Here is a 19,500-nt window from a genome sequence, read left to right as displayed (position 1 = left end):
GGGCGCTCGGTGCGATAGGCAAGCCATGGTCCCTGGCCCATCTTCCCTGCCGAGCGTCTCCTTGCGCCGATTCTTCGCCACCGGCCTAGCCGTCAATGCATTGCTGTGCGCAGCGCCCATGGCATTTGCGCAGGATGAGGCTGTCCCGGCTTCCGCTCCCGATCCCGATTTCGTCCCTGAATTCAACGAGGATGGCCAGCGCCAGATCGGCTTCGAAGCCGACGAGCTGAATTACGATCAGGATACCGACACTGTCACCGCATCGGGCAATGTGCTGCTGCGATCGGGCGATCAGTCGGTGCGCGCCGATGCCGTCACGTGGAATCGCCTGACAGGCCAGATCATGGCGACGGGCGACGTCCGCTTCGTCGATGAAGACGGCAACCAGCTTTTCACCGACAGTCTCGAACTGACAGACGAGCTGGAAGCGGGCGCGATGACCAATCTGCTGTTCGCTTTCCGGCAAGGTGCGAGGCTCGCAGCCGAGCAAGCGACGCGCGATGTGGAAGGCAATATCGAGCTGCAGCGCGCGGTCTATTCTGCATGCCCTGTCACCAATGCAGAGGGCTGCGCGCAGAACCCGAGCTGGCGTATCACAGCAGAGCGCGTGTGGTATGACAGCGAGACAGAGCGGATTCGCTTCTCCGATGCCTATCTCGAATTGTTCGGCGCGCGCATCCTGCCGCTTCCGGGACTGACGCTGCGCGCGGATGGCAGCGCCGAAAGCGGATTTTTCGTTCCCAATATCGGGATCACCGCATCCAACGGGATCGAGCTTTCGGGAAGCTATTACTGGCGCCTCGCCGACAACCGCGATCTGACGCTAACGGGATACGTCTTCACGGAGGCCGCCCCGATGGTGTCCGCCGAATACCGCCACCTGACGGACGGGGGCGCTTTTCAGGTCACGGCCTACGGTACATACGGCACGCGCATCCCGCTCAATTCGAACGTCGCCACCAGCGAAGAGGATATTCGCGGCTATATCGAGACCAATGGCCGCTTTCAGCTGGATGAGAACTGGACCGCGAGCGGATCGATCCGGCTTGCCAGCGACCGTACGTTCCTGCGCCGTTATGACATCAGCCGCGAAGACCGCCTGCGTTCGACGGTCCAGCTCGAGCGGATTGACGACAATTCCTATGTCTCGATCGCCGGTTGGGCGACACAGGCGCTGCTCGTCAGCACGGATCAGGGTCAGGTCCCGCTGGCTCTGCCTCTCGTGGATGCGCGCTATCGGCTGGAAGATCCGATCCTCGGCGGCAATGTGGAATTGCAGGCAAATACGCTCGCGATTACGCGCGCGGAGGGTCAGGATACGCAGCGCGCGTTCGCCCGGGCGCAATGGGATTACCGCACGCTCACGCCCATGGGGCAGGAGATTACGCTGACCGGCCTCGTGCGCGGCGATGTCTATCATTCGGACGACAATTTCCTCACCATCACGCCCAGCTATCGCGGGGAAGGCGGCTGGCAGGCGCGCGGGATCGCGATTGCCGCTGTCGATGTGACGTGGCCTTTTGCAGGCGAATTCCTCGGCGGAACGCAAATCCTCACCCCGCGCGTGCAACTCGTTGCCGCCCCGGACATTCGCAATATGGACATCCCGAATGAGGATGCGCGGGCGATCGATCTGGAAGATTCCAACCTTTTCGCGCTCAATCGCTTTCCCGGTTACGACCGCGTGGAGGATGGCGTCCGCCTCACCTATGGCTTCGACTGGCAGGCCAATTTCCCCGGCTGGCGGATCGAAACCACTTTCGGCCAGTCATACAGGCTGACGGACGAACCGACGCTTTTCCCCGATGGCACTGGCCTCAATGAACAATGGTCCGATTTCGTCGGCCGCACGCAAGTCCGCTTCCGAGACTTCGTAAAGTTCACGCACCGCTTCCGCCTCGACAAAGACAGTTTGGCAGTCCGGCGCAACGAAATCGACGCGACAATTGGCTCCGATGCGACTTATCTCGAGCTCGGCTATCTGCGGCTCGACCGTGATATCGACCTGTCGTTCGAGGACTTGCAGGATCGCGAAGAACTGCGCGCTGCGGGCCGCGTCGCTTTCGCCGATCACTGGTCGGTTTTCGGATCAGCCGTCGTCAACCTCACCGACCGGGAGGAAGACCCCAGCTTCACCGCAGACGGATTCGAGCCCCTGCGCACGCGGCTGGGCATCGCCTATGCCGACGAATGCCTCGAATTCGGCTTCACATGGCGGCGCGATTATATCCAGCTCGCAGACGCGCAGAGCGGCAGCAGCTTCCGCATCTTCTTCAATCTTCGCAATCTCGGGTTCTGACGTCTATCCACTACCTGCGCCCCGCAGGATTTGGCTCTACCGCTACACTTGGCTACGCGATCCGGCTCAGCTAGGGTTAAGCCAGCAATTGTCATTGGGCGCTGCATAAAGCGGCGCTCCTATTGGCGCCGCAAACAGGAAAACAATCAACGTGATTTCGTTCGCAAACAGAACCTTGAAGACTTTCGTGTCCAGCGCCGCCGCTATGGCGATGGCCCTCCCCCTGCTCGGAGGCACCGCGCAGGCGCAGGTCGCAACGCAGGGCAGCGATGCTTTCAACCTGCCCGAGGATATTTCCTTCATCGTCGAGCGCTCCAACCCTAATGAGCGCCGCGCCACTGCACGCGTGAACGGCAATATCATTACCGGCACCGATGTGGATCACCGCGTTGCGCTGTTCGTCGCCGCACAGGAAGGCGAAATTCCTGCCGAGCAGATGCCCGCACTGCGCCTTCAGGTGCTGCGCAACCTCATCGATGAGACGCTGAAAGTGCAGGAAGCGGCCAATCTCGACATGGAAGTGACGCAGGCCGATGTCGATCAGAGCTACGAACGCTACGCCGTCGAAGCGCGCGGCATGAGCGTGCAACAGATGGACGAATATCTTTATTCGATCGGCTCCTCCCCGCGCACCATCAAACGCCAGATTGCAGGCGAGCTCGCCTGGGATCGCCTGTTGCAGCGTAATGTCCGCCCGTTCGTGAACGTGTCAGAAGGCGAAGTGACCGAGCTGTGGGAACGGCTTGAAGCATCGCGCGGCACGACCGAGTATCGCGTTGGCGAAATCTATCTCGCCGCCTCTCCGGCAAACCGCGCGCAGGTGATGGCAAATGCCAACCAGATCGTCGAGCAATTGCGCGATGGTGGCAGCTTTATCGCCTATGCCCGCCAATTCTCCGAAGCGACGAGTGCCATTCAGGGCGGCGACCTTGGCTGGCTGCGGCTCGAGCAATTGCAGCAGCCCACGCTTGAAGCGGCTGTTGCGCAGATGACGCCCGGCCAGCTGGTCGGTCCGCTGGAAATCCCGGGCGGCTATTCGATCCTCCTGCTGATCGATCAGCGCCAGATCGGCATGCCCGATCCGCGTGACGCTGTGCTCAGCCTGAAGCAGATTTCCTACACCTTTGGTCCCAACACCTCGCCAGAGCAGGCCGAAACGCAGGCAGCTGCCTTCGTTGAAGCGGTGGACGGCATGAATGGTTGCGGAGACGCCGATGCGCGCGCCGCTGCTGTTGGCGCATCTACCGTCAATAATGACGAGATCGCCGTGCGCGCCCTGCCTGAGGCTTTGCAGAACGTGCTGCTGCAGCTCAATGTCGGTGAGACGACACCGCCCTTCGGTGATCTGCAGGAAGGCATTCGCGTCCTGATGCTTTGCGGCCGAGACGACCCCACTGATACCAGCGGTCCGTCGGTCGATCAGATCATGGCGCAGCTGGAAGATGAGCGTATCAATCGCCGCGCCCAGCGTTACCTGCGCGACCTGCGCCGCGATGCCGTGATCGACTATAACTGATCCCATGCCCCGCCCGCTTGCCGTCACCATTGGCGATCCGGCGGGCGTCGGGCCGGAGATTGTCGTAGCGGCGGCTGAGCGGGCCGAGGCTTTGGGCCTGCCGCCTTTCCGCGTGATCGGTGAGTCGGACGCAGATTGCCACGCGGGCAGTCCTACTGCTCATACGGCGCGTATCGCTCTCGATGCATTGCAAGAGGCCACACGGCTTGTGCAAAGCGGCGAATGCAGCGGGTTAGTCACAGGTCCCATCGCAAAATCCGCCATCGCCGCGCTGCAGCCCGACTTCATCGGGCAGACAGAATTCTTCGCCGATGCCTGCGACCTGCCGCGCGACGCTTCGGTAATGATGCTCGCCGGGCCTTCTTTGCGCACCGTGCCGATGACGGTCCATTGCGCCATTGCCGATGTCCCCGGCCTGCTCTCGCAGGAATTGATCGTCGAACGCACCCGCATCGTCGCGCGCGCCATGCATACCGATTTCGGTATCGAAACGCCGCGCATCGCGATTGCCGGTCTCAATCCGCATGCGGGTGAGGACGGACGCATGGGGCGCGAGGAGATCGACATGATCGCCCCAGCTATCGCCCAGCTTCGCGGCGAAGGCATTGATGCCAGTGGCCCGCACCCTGCCGATACGCTCTTCGCCCCGCATAAGCGCGGAAGTTACGATGTGGCTATCGCCATGTATCATGATCAGGCGCTCGTACCGCTCAAGGCGCTCGACTTCGATGAGGGCGTCAACGTGACGCTGGGTCTGCCGATCGTCCGCACTTCGCCCGACCACGGCACGGCGTTCGACATCGCAGGGAAAGGCATCGCCCGTCCCGATGCGATGATCGCCGCCATCCGCATGGCGGGTGAAATTGCAGAGCGACGCGCCAATGACTGATCTTCCGCCGCTGCGCGAAGTCATCAAGGCGCACGGGCTTTCGGCCTCAAAAGCGCTGGGCCAGAACTTCCTGTTCGACGAACAATTGCTGGATCGCATCGCCGCGATCCCGGGGGATTTGCAGGACAAGGCCGTGCTCGAAATCGGCCCGGGCCCCGGAGGCCTGACGCGCGCCCTGCTGCGTGCGGGGGCCCGCGTGACGGCGATCGAGCGGGACAGCCGCTGTCTGCCGGCTTTGGCGGAACTTCAAGAAGCTTTTCCCGGCCAGCTTACCGTCATCGAGGATGACGCGCTGAAAGTGGATCACGCGCAGCTGATGGGCGAGCCTTTCGCCGTCGTCGCCAATCTCCCCTACAATGTTGGCACGCTGCTGTTCACAAACTGGCTCTCATCGGAGCAATGGCCGCCGCAGTGGCAGAGCCTGACGCTGATGTTCCAGCAGGAAGTCGCCAAGCGTATCGTCGCCAAGCCGGGCAGCGGTGAATATGGCCGCCTTGCCGTGCTGGCGCAGTGGCGATCGCGCGCAAAGCTGGCAATGAAAGTGCACCGGAGTGCCTTTACCCCGCCGCCCAAAGTGATGAGCGCAATCGTCCATGTCGAACCCGATACTGTGCCCGAAGGCGTCAGCGTCAGTACGTTGGCGCGGGTGACGGAGGCTGCGTTCGGTCAAAGACGCAAGATGCTGCGACAAAGCCTGAAAGGCCTACACGGCGGTCTTGAGGCGCTTGAGGAGCTGCAAATCGACTCAACCCGTCGGGCAGAAACCGTCAGCGTCGATGAATTTGTCGCAATCGCCCGCTGGCTCGATCAGAGCACGAAATAGGTCACCAGCAGATAGGCTGACGCAAAGGCGGTCACGCCCAGCAAACCGTAGGCAGCGATAAGCTTGTTCAGCGGCCAGTTGTCCGGATCGTTCTTGGGCTCGATCTTTTTGCCCTTGATGCGTGATTTCGCTGGCTTGCCGGATAGTACCGCCTGCACATCGATGCGCTCGCGCGTGCGGATGCCGAAGCGGCGCCCCTGCACCCAGCGAACCTGTCCGGCCAGATGATGTCCGCCGATGGTAATATCGACGAAATCGCCACGCGACGGCGGATGGTCGCTCACCACGAGCATGCCCTTGGGGGAAATATCGCCAACGCGCACAGGCCTGGTGCTGCGCTGGTCACGCATCTTGGCCTGCAACATGGCAGTATGGCGTGTCTCGACCCGAGACTGCTCACCACCGGCTAGCATTTGCGAACTCCGATATTATTCCACCACGATCTATTAGCGGGAATGTCTTATGTACCGGTTAAGCGTGCTCGCCCGCCGTTAGGCATGACTTCACGGCCAGCATGCGATAACTCATTCGGGCACAATCGACCGCGTTTGACAGCGCGCCCGCGAAAGCTATGGCAAGTTACAGATGAAACAACTTACCCCCGCAGAGACAGAACTGATCGCCGGCATCGATCAACAGCGTATGCTGGACAACACCATGCGCTGGGCAGAGGTGAATTCCGGGACGTCCAACCTGGAGGGCCTCGCCAAAGTCGCAGCCATGCTTGCAGACGCGTTTTCCTCGCTTCCGGGCGAAGTGACGCTGCGTAATCCGGCCAGCGTCGGCGTGATCGATGGCGACGGGCGAGAGGTGGAAAAGCCGCATGGCCAGCACCTCGTCTGCTCCGTCCGGCCGGAGGCGGAGAAGCGCTTCCTGCTGACAGGCCATATGGACACGGTCTTCCCATCAGATCACCCCTTTCAGACGCTGACATGGCTCGACGATGACATTCTGAACGGTCCGGGCACCGCCGATATGAAAGCCGGCCTCGCGATCATTTTGGAGGCGCTCACGGCACTCGAAACCAGCGAGGCGGCGCAGTCCATCGGCTATGATGTGATGATCAATGCTGATGAGGAGACCGGTTCGCTATCCTCCGCAGCACTCATCGACCAGCTGGCGCGCGGCAAATATGCAGCGCTCACTTACGAGCCGTCCGCCCTGCCCGATGGCACGCTCGCCCATGCGCGCGGTGGTAGCGGGAATTTCTCCGTGACCTTCACCGGTCGCTCCGCCCATGCCGGTCGCAATCCGGAGGATGGTCGCAACGCGATCGTTGCAGCCGCCGATTGCGCGCTGCGCCTCAAGGCGATGCAGCATGCGGATTTGCCGATCAATCCCGCCAAGATCGATGGCGGCGCAGCGAACAATGTCGTGCCCGACCATGCGGTTTTGCGTTTCAACATACGGCCCAAGGCGACCGAGGCCGCAGAAAAATTCACCCATGATCTGAAAGCCATGCTTGCCGATCTTGAGCGTGAGCATGAAGTCTCGATCCACCTACACGGCGGCATTTCACGCCCGCCAAAGCCTGTCGATAAACGCGCGCAGAAACTGTTCGACCTCGTGAAAGATACGGGCGCCGCGCTGGGTCAAAAGATCGGCTGGCAATCCTCTGGCGGCGTTTGCGACGGTAACAACATTGCCGCGAACCATGTGCCTGTTGTCGATACGATGGGCGTGCGCGGCGGCAAGATCCACTCGCCCGATGAGTTCATGATTGTGCCTTCGCTCACCGAGCGCGCGCAGCTATCGGCAATCGTCCTCCACCGCCTCGCCACCGGAGCATCCCTATGAGTTTCGTCATGCGTGCAGCGCGCGCGAAAGACCTGCAACCGCTGTATGAAATGGCAAAGCTGACCGGTGGCGGCTTCACCAATCTGCCACCCGATCGCAATTCGCTGACCGGCAAGCTGGAGCGTTCCGATGAAGCCTTCGCCCGCGAAGGTGACGAGATCGAGGCGGAGACATTCGTCCTTGTCCTCGAAAACACAGAGACCGGCGCAGTGCGCGGCACATGCCAGGTGTTCACGGCAGTGGGGCAGGAATGGCCCTTCTACTCCTACCGCATCACCACCCTCACCCAGCATTCGCAGGAACTGGAGCGCACGGTCAAAGCAGAGATGCTGAGCCTCACCAACGATCTTGGCGGATGCAGCGAAGTGGGCGGCCTGTTCCTGCATCCCGGCGAGCGCGCGGGTGGGCTCGGCATGTTGCTGGCGCGCAGCCGATACCTTTTCATTGCCGGTCATCGTGAACGCTTCGGCGATCGCATCCTGGCAGAGCTGCGCGGCATCATCGATGAGCGCGGCGGCTCGCCATTCTGGGATGCGATCGGCGGCAAATTCTTTGGCATGAGCTTCCAGCAGGCGGACGAATTCAATGCCATCCACGGAAACCAGTTCATCGCCGACCTGATGCCCAAGCACCCCGTCTACATCGCCATGCTGGATGAGGATGCCCGCAGCGTCATCGGCCTGCCCCACCCCAGTGGCCGCGCCGCCATGCGCATGCTGGAGAACGAAGGTTTCTCCTACCAGGGCTATGTCGATATTTTCGATGGCGGCCCGACCATGCTCGCCGAAACGGACAAGGTGGGCGCGATCGCCAATGCGCATCACGGTGAGGTGGAAAGCGTAGCACTAGAAAAGGGCGAAAAGGCCCTGATCGCAACCGGTCGCTTCGCCGATTTCCGCTGCTGCTACGGCGCGCGCGAGCTACGCGGTGACGGCGTAGCGATTGACGCGCAGGCCGCCGAATTGCTTCGCGTCGGCGAAGGCGATGTTGTCTGGAGCATTCCTCGATGAGCACGGTTCAGGAAATCAATTTCGACGGCATCGTCGGCCCCAGCCACAATTATGCCGGCTTGAGCCTCGGCAATCTGGCGGCGACGAAAAATGCGGGCGAAACGTCCTATCCCCGCGCGGCGGCTTTGCAGGGCGTGGCCAAGATGCGCCACAATATGGCGATGGGACTGGCGCAGGGCTTTTTCCTGCCTCTGCCGCGCCCCGATACCGGCTGGCTGGACGCTCTGGCGGCGGATGAGGATACCAATCCCGTGCTTGTGGCCGGTGCATGGTCCGCCAGCAGCATGTGGACCGCCAATGCCGCCAGTGTCAGCCCGGCGAGTGATACGGCGGACGGCAAGTGCCACCTCACTGTCGCGAACCTCGTCACCATGCCGCATCGCAGCCACGAATGGCCCGATACGCTTCGCCAGCTTGAGGTCGCTTTCGCCGATCGGGATCACTTCGCGGTCCACACAGCTGTGCCGCCGACCTTCGGTGATGAGGGCGCAGCCAACCACATGCGCTTGACGCCATCGCACGGCGAAAAGGGCCTCGAAGTCTTCGTCTTTGGCCGCACCGGTGGCCGCTTCCCTGCTCGCCAGCACGAGCAGGCGAGCCGCATCATCGCGCGCAGCCACGGGCTCGATCCCGACCACACGCTGTTCGTCGAGCAGGCCCCCGAAGCAATCGAGGCAGGCGCGTTTCACAATGACGTGGTCGCGGTCGCGAACGAGAACGTGCTGTTCACCCATGAACAGGCCTTCGCCGACCCGGCAGGCACCTATGATGCGATCCGCGCCAAGTGCCCCGGCGCGCAGGTGGTGGAAGTGCCTGCCAGCGCGGTGAGTCTCGCCGATGCCGTCAGCTCATACCTTTTCAATGCGCAGCTTCTCAGCCCGCCCAATGGTGAAATGACCCTGGTGGTGCCGGAGGAATGCCGCGAGAACGGCGCAGTGTGGAGCTGGCTGCAGTCGATGCTCGAAGCCAATGGCCCGATCCGCCACGTGAAAGTTGTCGATGTGCGCCAGAGCATGGCCAATGGCGGCGGCCCCGCCTGCCTGCGCCTGCGCGTCGTCGCTGATCCCGCAATGGTGGACCAGCGCTTCATGCTCGATGCCGACAAGGCAGGCCTAATTGAATCGATCATCGGCAAGTATTGGCCCGAGACGATCGACACTGATCAGATCGGCGATCCGTCCCTTGCCGAGACAGTCTGTACAGCGCGCGCCAAACTGCTGGAAGCATTGGAACTTTCAGAGCTTATCTGAGTGTAGCTGCAAGCCTGTCGGCCTGCTTTACAACCGCCCCTGCCTTAACCATCGGAAACGGCGGAACACCGCGCTTGGCACGGCGTTTGCTATGTGACGTGTTAACGAAAGGCAGCACATGTTTCGCAAGCTAGGCAGATTGTTCGTGATCAAGACGCGCTGGGAAGCGTATCTGATCATTTACGCGCTTGCCCTTGGCGCCACCAGCCGCGGCGTTGCCTATCTGGACCAGTATCCCGGTTGGGGCGGCAAGCTGCTCTTCCTCGCCTGCACTGGCGCGGTGTTTCTGGCCGGCGCCAAAATCCTCGATTGCCTGAAATACGAAAAGGCCGAGCGAGAGGCTGCCGAAACTCCCAGCTGACTTAAACAATTCGCCTCAGGGCGAAGCCAGATCGAGCCGAGAATGTGCGAGCGCGAGAACCGGAGCGCAGCGGCCTTAGGGGCCGTGAGCACCGGAAGCGCAGCGAACGTGCATTTGCAGGCCGCAATGACTTCGTCCTGTGGTGAATTGAGTGGGGGTTTCTGTTGCTAGCTACCCGCAAATTTGTCCTCTCCGGGGAGAGGACCGCTAGGGCCAAACCAAGGCCGCACGTACGTCAAAATAAGATGGGGAGATTCTGTTGCTAGCCTCTCCCCGGGGCCCCGGAATCCGCTTCTGTTGCCCGGTGGGTCCAACCGCGCTTTAGCTTTGTAAGATCAGTCCGTTAGGACGTCAGATTACGCTGCAATAGCGAGTGCTTCGTTATCGTTGGCACTTATAGGTTTTGAACAGTTTTACGGGGTTTTCAGCCCGGGCAAAAACACCGTCTTTCAGCACACGTCGATCCTGGTTCGGCCCCATCAGGATCCGCGGAAATCCGCGAATTTTGGTGGAGCCGCCGGGTACTGCCCCCGGGTCCGCTGTACCTATTACACGGCGCAATTTATCGCCATATCCCATTAAAAACGGGCAGGACCTATATAGGCCCTGCCCGCTTAATGTGAAGTGTATGTGTAAAAACCCCTCCCGTTTACGGGAGGGGAGCGAGACTTGGCAGCTTGCTGCCTAGTCGCAGCGGGGTGGGCCTTACGGCCCATGCCCACCCCCAACCCCTCCCGCGAGCGGGAGGGGAGGCAAAGCTAATCACTTCTTCAAAGCGTCCCGGATTTCCTGCAACAGCTCGATTTCGGTCGGGCCGGCAGGCTCCTCGGCCGCTTCCTCTTGCTTCTTCTCGAACCGCGACTGCACCTTGTTGGCATAACGGACGAGCATGAAGATGATGAAAGCCAGGATCAGGAAATTGATGATGCTGGTGACGAAAGCGCCCCACGCCAGCACGTTGGCGCCTGCTTCGCGTGCAGCCTCAAGAGACATACCCGGCTCTACCAGCTCGGCACCGCTCAGCACCGCATACTTGGCACTAAAATCGACATCGCCGAAGATCGCGCCGACGATAGGCATGATCATGTCATTGGTGAGCGAGGTGACGATCACCGCAAAGGCGCCGGCGATAATCACCGCGACCGCCAATTCCATCACATTGCCCTTGGCAATGAATTCCTTGAACTCTGCAAACATAGACCTGTTCTCCCCGATGTTTCGGGAAAGAAGTTTACCCATGTTTATCTGCGCGGCAAGCGCGAGGCCCGTTTGCGCCCCGAAAGCGACGTGAATTTACAACTTCGCAGGCTCCTTGCCCGTACGCATCTCGGCCAGAATCTGCTTTAAAACGTCCAGTTGCGGATCGGTGGGGATATCCTCCTCATTCGAGCTGTTTTCCGAATTCTTCGCCTTCTCCTGCATTTCATCCAGCACGCGGTTCACCGAACGGATGATGAAGAACAGCGCCAGCGCGATGATGAAGAAATCCACCGTCTGGGTGATGAAGTCGCCATAACCGATCATGGCGACGCCCGCCTCTTTCAACTCGGCATAATTGGTCAGGCTGCCGTCGTAATCTGCCGGAATTTCACCCAGCCGGATAAACCAGTTCGAAAAATCGATATCGCCGAAAATCCAGCCGATCACGGGCATAATCATGCTTTCATTGAGCGAGGTGACGATCCGGCCGAAGGATGCGCCGATGATGACGCCAACCGCCAGATCGAGCACATTGCCCCGCGCGATGAATTTCTTGAACTGGGTGATCATTCGGGGTTCTCCACACAGGTGCTGGGTGCCGACAACGCATGTGAAGCTGGCCGGCTGATTGCAGGAAAACGAGCCGACCTCTCCTTGTTTCCCTGCCACGCCGTGCTATATTAACAATACACCTTTCACGGGATTTTGGAGGACCATTCGCATGTTCAAGCGCTTGAGCACATTGCTCGCTCTCGTCTTCGGCAGTCTTGCGCTCGCAAGCTGCGGTATCAATTCGGTGCCCGCCGCCGAAGAAAACGCCAAGGCCAAATGGGCCGATGTGGAGGCCGCCTTCCAGCAGCGCGCCAACTTGCTTGGCAATTTGCAGGAAATTACCATGGCTGGCTCCGAGGAAGAGCGGGCGACGCTGGAAAGCGTGATCGAAGCGCGCGCATCTGCCACCCGTCCCGAAATCCAGCTGAGCGGTGAAGACCTGTCCGATCCCGAAGCCATGGCGCAATATCAGCAGGCGCAGAACACCTTCGGCGGCGCGCTTTCGCGCCTCATGGTGGTGCAGGAGCAATACCCCGAACTACAGAGCCAGGCGAACTTCGGCCGCATGATGGTGCAAATCGAAGGCATTGAAAGCCGCATCCGCGTCGCCATCCGCGACTACAATGAAGCGGTACGACAGTACAACACGACGATCCGCACCTTCCCCGATACGATCGGCGCAAACATCATCCACGGCGCAGAGCCGATGGTGCCATACGAAGCTGTGACCGAAGGCGCAGAGGTCGCCGAAGAACTGGATATGCGCAGCGAGTGAGGTCTCTCGCGGTGCAAACCACTCGCATCCGACATTTGCTGATCCTTCTTGCTGTCTTCGTGACAGTGAGCTGGGTCGGCAGTGTACAAGCCCAGCCCACGTTCCCGGAACGTGGCACGGCGCCTGTGCTCGATCAGGCCAACATCATCGATGATGCGACTGAGGCGCGGCTTACCCAGCAGCTCGACGCATTCGAAGAGCGAAATCAGCGACAGTTCGTCATCGTTACTCTCGATAGCCTGCAGGGTTACGATATTGCCGATTACGGATACCAGCTTGGCCGCGAATGGGGCTTGGGCGATGCGGAGAGAAATGACGGCATCATATTGATCGTCGCCCCTAATGAGCGGCGGATGCGGATCGAAACGGGCTATGGTCTCGAAGCCGTCATTCCCGATGGCCTCGCCTTCGAATATATCGAAGGGATGAAGCCCTACTTCCGCAACGAGGACTATTCGGGCGGGATATCATGGGCTGCCGACCAGATTATTACCCAGCTCGAACTACCGCCCGAAGAGGCGGCGGCCATCGCGCAGAATGCTGGCGAAGCACGCAGCGAAGGTGGCTTTCCGATCGGCACGCTCATCTGGCTCGGCTTCCTGTTCTTCTTCTTCATCCTGCCGATGATCCGCGGCGGCAGGCGCGCAAGCCGCGGGTATCGCCGGGCAGGCGTTGGCGGAGCTGTGGGTGACATCATCCTTTGGGAAGTCGGCAAGGCCATTGCACGCGGCGCATCGGGCGGCGGTGGTGGCGGCTGGGGCGGCGGCGGAGGCGGTTTCGGCGGAGGCGGCGGTTTCTCCGGCGGTGGCGGCTCGTTCGGTGGCGGCGGCGCGTCAGGAGGCTGGTGATGGGATATTTATCTGAAGCAGATCACGAGATTGTCTCCAGCGCTGTTCGCGAGGCCGAACTCACCACCAGCGGCGAAATTGTGCCGGTCATCGCCGATCGTTCTGACGGCTATACCGATGTCGTCCTGTGGTGGGCGATAGCTGCGGCATTCACCGCGATGAGCATGTTTGCCGCATTCCCCGAGTTCTTCCTCGACAAGGTCGATTTCCTGATAGGCGGCTGGAGCAGCGAATGGACCTATGGCGAGGTCATCGCCTGGGCTGTGGGCATTGGCCTCGTCAAATTTGTCGCGGTCTTCGCGCTCCTCAGCTGGGATCGCCTGCGTTTCATTTTCATCCCATCCCCGGTGAAGCGCCAGCGGGTGAATGAGCGCGCGATCCGCCATTTCAAAGTCGGCGCGGAAGGGCGCACGCATGGGAAAACGGGCGTGATGCTTTATCTCTCCATGCAGGAGCATCGCGCGGAAATCGTCGCCGACGATTCCATCACCGATCTCGTGCCTGCAGAAGTCTGGGGCGAAGCTATGGCGGATATGCTCGTGGAAATCCGCAAGGGCTGCGTGGCGGAAGGCATTGCAGCAGGTGTGCGCGATGTGGGCAAAGTGCTGTCCGAACACTTCCCGCGCGGCGAGGATGACGACAATGAATTGCCCGACCGCTTGATCGAAGTCTGACCCTCGGTTAGCGCTCGCCGCATGACCGCACCCGATTTTGACGCTCCCGAAGAAGTGACCTGGCAAGGCGACTGGATCACCGCAAAGAAACGTGGCCGCTGGGAATATTGCAGCCGCGCCCACAATATTCGCGCGGCCGTAATCCTCGCTGTCGAGAATGGAGAGATCATCCTCGTCGAGCAGTACCGCGTGCCGCTCGGCCAGAGATCGCTCGAGTTGCCTGCGGGGCTGATCGGTGACGACGATGGCGGTGAGGACGACGATCCGCTGAGCGCCGCCAAACGCGAATTGCTCGAAGAGACCGGTTACGAAGCCGAGCATTGGGAAGAGATCGGCGAATTCTTCTCATCACCCGGAATGGTGAGCGAGAGCTTCACCCTGCTGAAAGCCACTGGCCTGAAAAAGACCGGTCCCGGCGGCGGCGTGGGCGGGGAGGATATCGCGGTACACCGCGTGAAGCTGAGCCAGTTTCCAGAGACGCTGAAAGACTTCCGCCGCGGCGATGTGGCGATCGATACGCGCATGCTCCTCGCGCTCGGTCCGCACCTGCTCGGAGATTTATGAGCACATGCTGCGGGTATTGGTGACAAGGCGCTGGCCGGAGGCTGTCGAGGCGGCGCTCGCCGAAGAATTCGACGTTACACTGAACGCATCCGACACGCCTCTCACCCAAACTGAGCTTGCCCGCGCAATCGCCGGATACGACGTGCTTTGCCCGACCGTTTCCGATTGCGTCGATGCGGAAGTTCTGTGCGGCGGAGATCGGGTGAAGCTAATCGCCAACTACGGCGTCGGTTTCGATCATATCGACTGCGCAGCAGCAAGAGCGGCGGGCATCGCGGTTACCAGTACACCCGGCGTTCTGACCGACGCGACTGCCGATCTCGCAATAACGCTCATGCTAATGGCAACGCGCCGCGCAAGCGAGGGCGAGCGCGAATTACGGCGCGGTGACTGGAGCGGATGGCGCCCCACGCACATGATCGGGACAGGGCTTCAGGACAAGGTGATGGGCATCGTCGGCTTCGGACGGATCGGGCAGGCCGTCGCACGGCGGGCGAAACACGGTTTCGGTATGCAGATCGCCTATCACTCAAGCTCGGAGAAAGCGGAGGCCGAGGAAGTGGGCGCGAGATACTTCGACGACTTGCATGCGCTGCTCGCCAATTCAGATATTGTCTCGCTCCATGTGCCCGGCGGAGCGGCGACCGAGCATTTGATGGGCGCCGAAGCGATCGCTGCGATGCGACCCGGCTCATACCTCATCAACACGGCGAGAGGCAGCGTCCTCGACCACACTGCGCTGGCCGATGCGCTCCGCTCCGGCCATCTGGCAGGCGCGGGACTGGACGTTTATCCCGATGAGCCAGATGTGCCCCCTGCCCTGCTAGAAGTGGACAGTGCCGTCCTGTTGCCGCACCTCGGCAGCGCAACCCGGGAAGCGCGGGTGGCGATGGGGATGCGAGCGCTCGAGAACATCCGTGCCTTTGCGAATGGGCACAATTTACCGGACCGCGTCGCATGAGTGATCCGATCACGCAGCTGATTGCGCGCGAAGAACTGCCTGAGCACTACGCGCAAATCGTCGAGGAGCATTGGAAGCCGCTCGCCACACAAATTGCGCGGCGGGCTGCGGACCGGAAGCCGCTGATCGTCGGCATCAACGGTGCGCAGGGTTCCGGCAAGACAACGCTCTGCAAAGTGCTCGAGATCCTGCTAAAGCAGCGGGGCCTGCGCGCAGTGGCGCTTTCGCTGGACGATCTTTACCTGACCTATTCCGAGCGCCTGCAATTGGCGGCAGAGGTGCACCCGCTGTTCGCCACGCGGGGCGTTCCGGGCACCCACGCCGTAGCGATGGGTTTTGCGATCATTGAAGACGTCCTGGCGGGGCGCGCTTTCGAAATTCCCAAGTTCGACAAGAGCTGCGACGATCGTTCGAACGAAGTGACCCGTGTCGCCGGCCCTGTCGACGTATTGTTGTTCGAAGGCTGGTGTGTCGGAGCCAAAGCTCAGCCGCCTGAAAAGCTGAAAAGGCCGATCAACGTATTGGAGGCCGAAGAGGACCCGGACGCCATCTGGCGCACTTTGATCAACCACTGGCTGGGCGAGGACTACAGCCGCATGTTCGCACTTATCGACATGCTGGTTATGCTGAAGGTCGACCACTTCGATGCGGTGCTCGCCAACCGCCGCAAACAGGAAGAAAAGCTCGCAGCAATGAGCCCGCTTGGGCCCGGTGTGCTGGATGAAGACGAGCTGATCCGCTTCGTCTCACATTACGAGCGCCTCACGCGCCACATGCTGGAGGAAATGCCCGAACGCGCCGATGTGGTGATCGAAATCGACCGGGACCAGAAACCCCGCGCCTGACCTCTTTATCCCTTAAGGAATGAGAGTGCATCGCAACCGGATGAGGTGGGATGGAGGAAGCGAGGCGGGAGGGTGGAAGGAAATGCAGCCCCGCGCTTCCGATTGCGATGCAATGTCCCTTTGAACCGCCTCTCCGCCAATTAAAATATGGCCTTTGGGGCAGGATTCCTGCGGGTCTTTGACTAGATGCCGGCTTCGACCGCAAGGCGGATCATATCCGCGCTGCTTTTCGCACCAAGCTTTTCCATGGCGAGGCCGCGGTGCATTTTGATCGTCTTTTCAGACAGTCCAAGCTCATAGGCGATCTGCTTGTTGCGCAGGCCTGCGGCGACCATGGTCATAACTTCTAGCTGGCGTTTTGACAGGTCCTTGATCTTCTCGACCGCCCGCGCCCGGCGCGTCGCAACGGGGCTCTGAGCGCCGTCTTCCAGCTCAACTTGCGAGCCGTGGAAATATTCCAGCTCACCCTCTTCGTCGAAAATCGGCGCGACCACCACGGCATTGCGGAATGGCGTGCCATCCTTTTTGTAATTCAGGATTTCGACCATTACGGCCTTGCGCTCTCGCACACCCTGGCGGATGGTTTCGGTCAGCCATGGCTCCGTGCCGGGGCCGGACAGGAAGCGACAATTACGGCCGATGATCTCGTCTTCATCGTAGCCGGTCAGCTCCATAAACGCGTCATTGCAGGCAATAATCGGGTTATCGGGCAAGCGCGGATCGCTCACCACAGAGGCGATCGGGTTCGATGCGATCAGATCGACCACACGCTGATCGATCTCGTCAGTAGCTCCATTTCCCACGGTCATTAACATGCTCTGTTTCCTTCCCGACGTAAACCCTCTTCGCAGCGTGCGAAGAGCGTAAACATACGTTTGGTACAGAGGAGATACGTTCGACCGCAGAGAAAGGTTTCAAATAGTTTACTGAACGGCGCGGGCCTCACCGTTGCTCACATCAATCCGCAGGTCGGCATATTGCACTGCGTTCAACGAATGGGAGACCATCAGGATGATCCGGTCGCCGATTGTCTGGCGCAAATGCCCGATGATTCGCCGTTCGAGCTGAGGGTCCATCGCCGAGGTCGCCTCGTCGAGGATCAGCATTTGAGCAGGTCGCAATAGCGCGCGGGCAAGGCACAATCTTTGTCGTTCGCCGCCCGATAGTCGCGCACCGCCGTCGAGCAGTTCTTCGTCCAACCCGTTTGGCAGAGCACTCACGATCTGATCGGCTTCTGACGCAACAAGCTTTTCACGGATCAGCTCATCATCCGCCTCGCAATTGGGCCACAGGAGGTTTTCCCTGACGGTACCGTCGAACAGGAAAGGCTCCTGCGGCGCGAATGCGATTTGCGATTGCCATGCGCGGCGGGTGTCCACGCCCAGCGCGACTTCGCCCCACGTGACCCTCCCTCGTGCAGGAAGGTGAAGGCCGGCGATCACCTCGACCAGCGTAGACTTGCCAGCGCCCGAAGGTCCGCCGATGTGCGCCAGAGAGCCCGGAGCGATGTCGAGTTGACCCGTGCGCACGAGCGTCACCGACTCGCCCTGCTCTCCCTGCACTTCGACAGCGCAATTTTCCAACCGGAGCACACCGCCGGACCGAGGAGCGTCTGCGTCGCTCGCCTCGGCTGATGGGCGCAGATGCCGGTGCGCATCATCCAGCTCGGCTTCCAGCTCGCGGATACTTTCGAAGGCTGGCAGCGCATGCGCGATAGATTGCAATCCGCCAAAAGTCGCCACGAGATTGGGCGCGAGCCGCAGGACGATGGCGGCCATCACAAGCAGCTCGCCGCCGGTCAGGCCCACCCAGCCGAAGCCGACCAGCAATACGATCAGCGCAAAACATGCTGCGATTACCTGCACCGCATTGCGCAGCCGCGATTGCTGCATGACGAATTGCACGGAGATCGCGCGCGTCTCTGCAATACTGTCGGCAAAACGTGCGGCCAGTTCAGCCTCGGCGCGCGCCGCCTTTGCCGCCTTCATCCCTTCGAGGAAGCGCGTGGTTTCGTGCATGACACCGCGGTTCGCGCGATTGAGATTGCGCCCCAACCGATGGCTCCGCCGCATCCAGATCGCGGCGAAGAGCAAGCCCAAGGCGATCATGACCAGCAGGGCAGCACCAAGAACCGGGCTGACGACAAAGGCCGCCACCAGATAGGCGAGCGACATCACCGACAGCACCATTCCGTTCGACAGGAATTGCATGGTGACGGCCAGCCTGCCGATGTTTGTGGTAATGGAATTCAGCAGCTGAGACTTACGGAAGCGCTTGATCACCGGCCAGTCGGCATGCGCGAGCCGATCGAAAAAGCCACGCCTGATATGATCGACGAAGCCCTGCGCGAGCTGCATCATCATGACATCGCGCTTCATGAGGACGAGAGCGCGGACGATTATCAGCACCAGGAATGCGCCGCCCATCACCGTAAGCTGCTTTAACGGCGTATCCACGCCGGCACCGGACAAATAGCTCAGCAGATTGGCGCTCAGGCCGGTTCCGACCTCATCCCCTTGTGCAAAAATGGTCTCGGCAACGGGGAGCAGAAGGACGAGGCCGATGCCCTCCAGCACGGCGGCGAGCGCGATTATGGCGATAGTCGCTGGCAGGCGTGGCCCAGCGAATTCCACGATCGCACCCAGCAATGCGCGCATGCCTCTGGTCCTGTTTTCTGCCACGCTCAATTAGACCCCAGTCCGCGCTGCGGCGTGCCGAAGGCGAGGAATTGCTCCCGCTCGTCTTCGCCCGTCAGCACACGGTCGCCGACCATCAACCAGGCGTGAAACAGCAGGCCCTCACCTGCCTCCTCTCCGCGCTTCGATCCGATGATGATGCGCGAAGGTATGCCGCGGCGCGCCAGCGCCCAGCGGCACGCCATGGCGCGCGGAAGACAGACCACCTGAAACAGACGGATGCGATCGGCCACCCGGTTGACGAGACGCCCGATGCTCGATGCCTGATGCAGCCGCTCTTCGCTCAGATCAGGCCACACGCTCGCATCGGGCTCAACGTCAATTGGCCCCAGAAGATGCCGCCAGCGGCGAAACGCGATGAAGCGAATGAGGAACCGCGCCCAGGCCAGGCTGAGCCAGATTTCCATACACAAGACGCGCCGCTTGATGGATCGCACTAG

General features: G+C 60.9%; 20 protein-coding genes and 1 other RNA gene. 14 read left to right on the top strand and 7 right to left on the bottom strand.

Annotation, left to right across the window (positions count from 1 at the left end; genetic code table 11):
- Window positions 1–25 precede the first annotated feature (25 nt).
- The 4 genes from O2N64_RS09290 (at window position 26) to rsmA (ending at window position 5,527) form a co-directional block, all read left to right on the top strand.
- The gene (locus O2N64_RS09290; protein WP_442866729.1) at window positions 26–2,299 is read left to right on the top strand and encodes an LPS-assembly protein LptD; all 2,274 of its coding nucleotides are present in this window, start codon (window positions 26–28) and stop codon (window positions 2,297–2,299) included.
- Between the two features lie 211 nt (window positions 2,300–2,510).
- Window positions 2,511–3,815, top strand: a complete 1,305-nt coding sequence (locus tag O2N64_RS09285; protein ID WP_271077329.1) for a peptidylprolyl isomerase — start codon at window positions 2,511–2,513, stop codon at window positions 3,813–3,815.
- Window positions 3,816–3,819: 4 nt separating this feature from the next.
- A complete protein-coding gene (pdxA, locus tag O2N64_RS09280; RefSeq protein WP_271077328.1) occupies window positions 3,820–4,704 on the top strand; it encodes a 4-hydroxythreonine-4-phosphate dehydrogenase PdxA in 885 nt (294 codons plus the stop codon).
- A complete protein-coding gene (gene rsmA / locus O2N64_RS09275; protein ID WP_271077327.1) occupies window positions 4,697–5,527 on the top strand; it encodes a 16S rRNA (adenine(1518)-N(6)/adenine(1519)-N(6))-dimethyltransferase RsmA in 831 nt (276 codons plus the stop codon). Before pdxA ends, rsmA begins: the two co-directional genes overlap by 8 nt.
- On the opposite strand, the gene O2N64_RS09270 is transcribed toward rsmA, so the two are convergent.
- Window positions 5,512–5,940 (bottom strand): PilZ domain-containing protein, encoded by a 429-nt coding sequence (locus tag O2N64_RS09270; protein WP_271077326.1) that lies wholly within the window; start codon window positions 5,938–5,940, stop codon window positions 5,512–5,514. The two genes, rsmA and O2N64_RS09270, sit on opposite strands and share 16 nt — an antisense overlap.
- A 172-nt stretch (window positions 5,941–6,112) precedes the next feature.
- Between O2N64_RS09270 and O2N64_RS09265 the strand changes: the two genes are divergently transcribed.
- From O2N64_RS09265 to O2N64_RS09250, 4 genes are all read left to right on the top strand, one after another.
- Window positions 6,113–7,324 (top strand): hydrolase, encoded by a 1,212-nt coding sequence (locus O2N64_RS09265; RefSeq protein ID WP_271077325.1) that lies wholly within the window; start codon window positions 6,113–6,115, stop codon window positions 7,322–7,324.
- Window positions 7,321–8,334 carry an arginine N-succinyltransferase gene (locus tag O2N64_RS09260; protein WP_271077324.1) on the top strand — a complete coding sequence of 338 codons (1,014 nt, stop codon included), beginning with the start codon at window positions 7,321–7,323 and terminating at the stop codon, window positions 8,332–8,334. The genes O2N64_RS09265 and O2N64_RS09260 overlap by 4 nt, the downstream gene beginning before the upstream one ends.
- The gene (locus tag O2N64_RS09255; protein WP_271077323.1) at window positions 8,331–9,584 is read left to right on the top strand and encodes an N-succinylarginine dihydrolase; all 1,254 of its coding nucleotides are present in this window, start codon (window positions 8,331–8,333) and stop codon (window positions 9,582–9,584) included. The genes O2N64_RS09260 and O2N64_RS09255 overlap by 4 nt, the downstream gene beginning before the upstream one ends.
- Before the next feature lie 118 nt (window positions 9,585–9,702).
- Window positions 9,703–9,945 carry a hypothetical protein gene (locus O2N64_RS09250; RefSeq protein WP_271077322.1) on the top strand — a complete coding sequence of 81 codons (243 nt, stop codon included), beginning with the start codon at window positions 9,703–9,705 and terminating at the stop codon, window positions 9,943–9,945.
- Between the two features lie 283 nt (window positions 9,946–10,228).
- On the opposite strand, the gene ssrA is transcribed toward O2N64_RS09250, so the two are convergent.
- The 3 genes from ssrA to mscL (O2N64_RS09235) form a co-directional block, all read right to left on the bottom strand.
- Window positions 10,229–10,573, bottom strand: a transfer-messenger RNA (tmRNA) gene (ssrA, locus tag O2N64_RS09245).
- 134 nt (window positions 10,574–10,707) lie between these two features.
- Window positions 10,708–11,142 carry a large conductance mechanosensitive channel protein MscL gene (gene mscL, locus O2N64_RS09240; protein WP_271077321.1) on the bottom strand — a complete coding sequence of 145 codons (435 nt, stop codon included), beginning with the start codon at window positions 11,140–11,142 and terminating at the stop codon, window positions 10,708–10,710.
- 96 nt (window positions 11,143–11,238) lie between these two features.
- Window positions 11,239–11,715 (bottom strand): large conductance mechanosensitive channel protein MscL, encoded by a 477-nt coding sequence (gene mscL, locus O2N64_RS09235; RefSeq protein ID WP_271077320.1) that lies wholly within the window; start codon window positions 11,713–11,715, stop codon window positions 11,239–11,241.
- A gap of 151 nt (window positions 11,716–11,866) precedes the next feature.
- Between mscL (O2N64_RS09235) and O2N64_RS09230 the strand changes: the two genes are divergently transcribed.
- From O2N64_RS09230 to O2N64_RS09205, 6 genes are read left to right on the top strand one after another with little or no spacing between them, the layout of a single operon-like run.
- On the top strand, window positions 11,867–12,472 hold the full coding sequence (locus O2N64_RS09230; RefSeq protein WP_271077319.1) for a LemA family protein: 606 nt from the start codon (window positions 11,867–11,869) through the stop codon (window positions 12,470–12,472).
- 59 nt (window positions 12,473–12,531) lie between these two features.
- Window positions 12,532–13,320, top strand: a complete 789-nt coding sequence (locus O2N64_RS09225; RefSeq protein ID WP_271077318.1) for a TPM domain-containing protein — start codon at window positions 12,532–12,534, stop codon at window positions 13,318–13,320.
- A complete protein-coding gene (locus O2N64_RS09220) occupies window positions 13,320–13,994 on the top strand; it encodes a TPM domain-containing protein (RefSeq protein WP_271077317.1) in 675 nt (224 codons plus the stop codon). The genes O2N64_RS09225 and O2N64_RS09220 overlap by 1 nt, the downstream gene beginning before the upstream one ends.
- A gap of 21 nt (window positions 13,995–14,015) precedes the next feature.
- A complete protein-coding gene (locus O2N64_RS09215) occupies window positions 14,016–14,558 on the top strand; it encodes an NUDIX hydrolase (protein WP_271077316.1) in 543 nt (180 codons plus the stop codon).
- A 4-nt stretch (window positions 14,559–14,562) separates the two neighbouring features.
- Window positions 14,563–15,519, top strand: coding sequence for a 2-hydroxyacid dehydrogenase (locus O2N64_RS09210; protein ID WP_271077315.1), 957 nt, complete (start codon window positions 14,563–14,565; stop codon window positions 15,517–15,519).
- Window positions 15,516–16,364: a kinase gene (locus tag O2N64_RS09205; RefSeq protein WP_271077314.1), complete on the top strand. Its 849-nt coding sequence runs from the start codon at window positions 15,516–15,518 to the stop codon at window positions 16,362–16,364. The genes O2N64_RS09210 and O2N64_RS09205 overlap by 4 nt, the downstream gene beginning before the upstream one ends.
- A 182-nt stretch (window positions 16,365–16,546) precedes the next feature.
- Here O2N64_RS09205 and O2N64_RS09200 read toward each other — a convergent pair whose 3' ends face one another.
- From O2N64_RS09200 to O2N64_RS09190, 3 genes are all read right to left on the bottom strand, one after another.
- Complete coding sequence (locus O2N64_RS09200; RefSeq protein WP_271077313.1) at window positions 16,547–17,173, bottom strand: LuxR C-terminal-related transcriptional regulator; 627 nt, start codon at window positions 17,171–17,173, stop codon at window positions 16,547–16,549.
- Between the two features lie 114 nt (window positions 17,174–17,287).
- The gene (locus tag O2N64_RS09195; protein ID WP_271077312.1) at window positions 17,288–19,021 is read right to left on the bottom strand and encodes an ATP-binding cassette domain-containing protein; all 1,734 of its coding nucleotides are present in this window, start codon (window positions 19,019–19,021) and stop codon (window positions 17,288–17,290) included.
- A 26-nt stretch (window positions 19,022–19,047) separates the two neighbouring features.
- A complete protein-coding gene (locus tag O2N64_RS09190; RefSeq protein ID WP_271077311.1) occupies window positions 19,048–19,467 on the bottom strand; it encodes a lasso peptide biosynthesis B2 protein in 420 nt (139 codons plus the stop codon).
- Window positions 19,468–19,500 lie beyond the last annotated feature (33 nt).

The sequence above is a fragment of the Aurantiacibacter sp. MUD61 genome (assembly GCF_027912455.1).
Classification (GTDB): Bacteria; Pseudomonadota; Alphaproteobacteria; order Sphingomonadales; family Sphingomonadaceae; genus Alteraurantiacibacter.
This window is presented reverse-complemented; position numbering and strand designations above follow the sequence as displayed.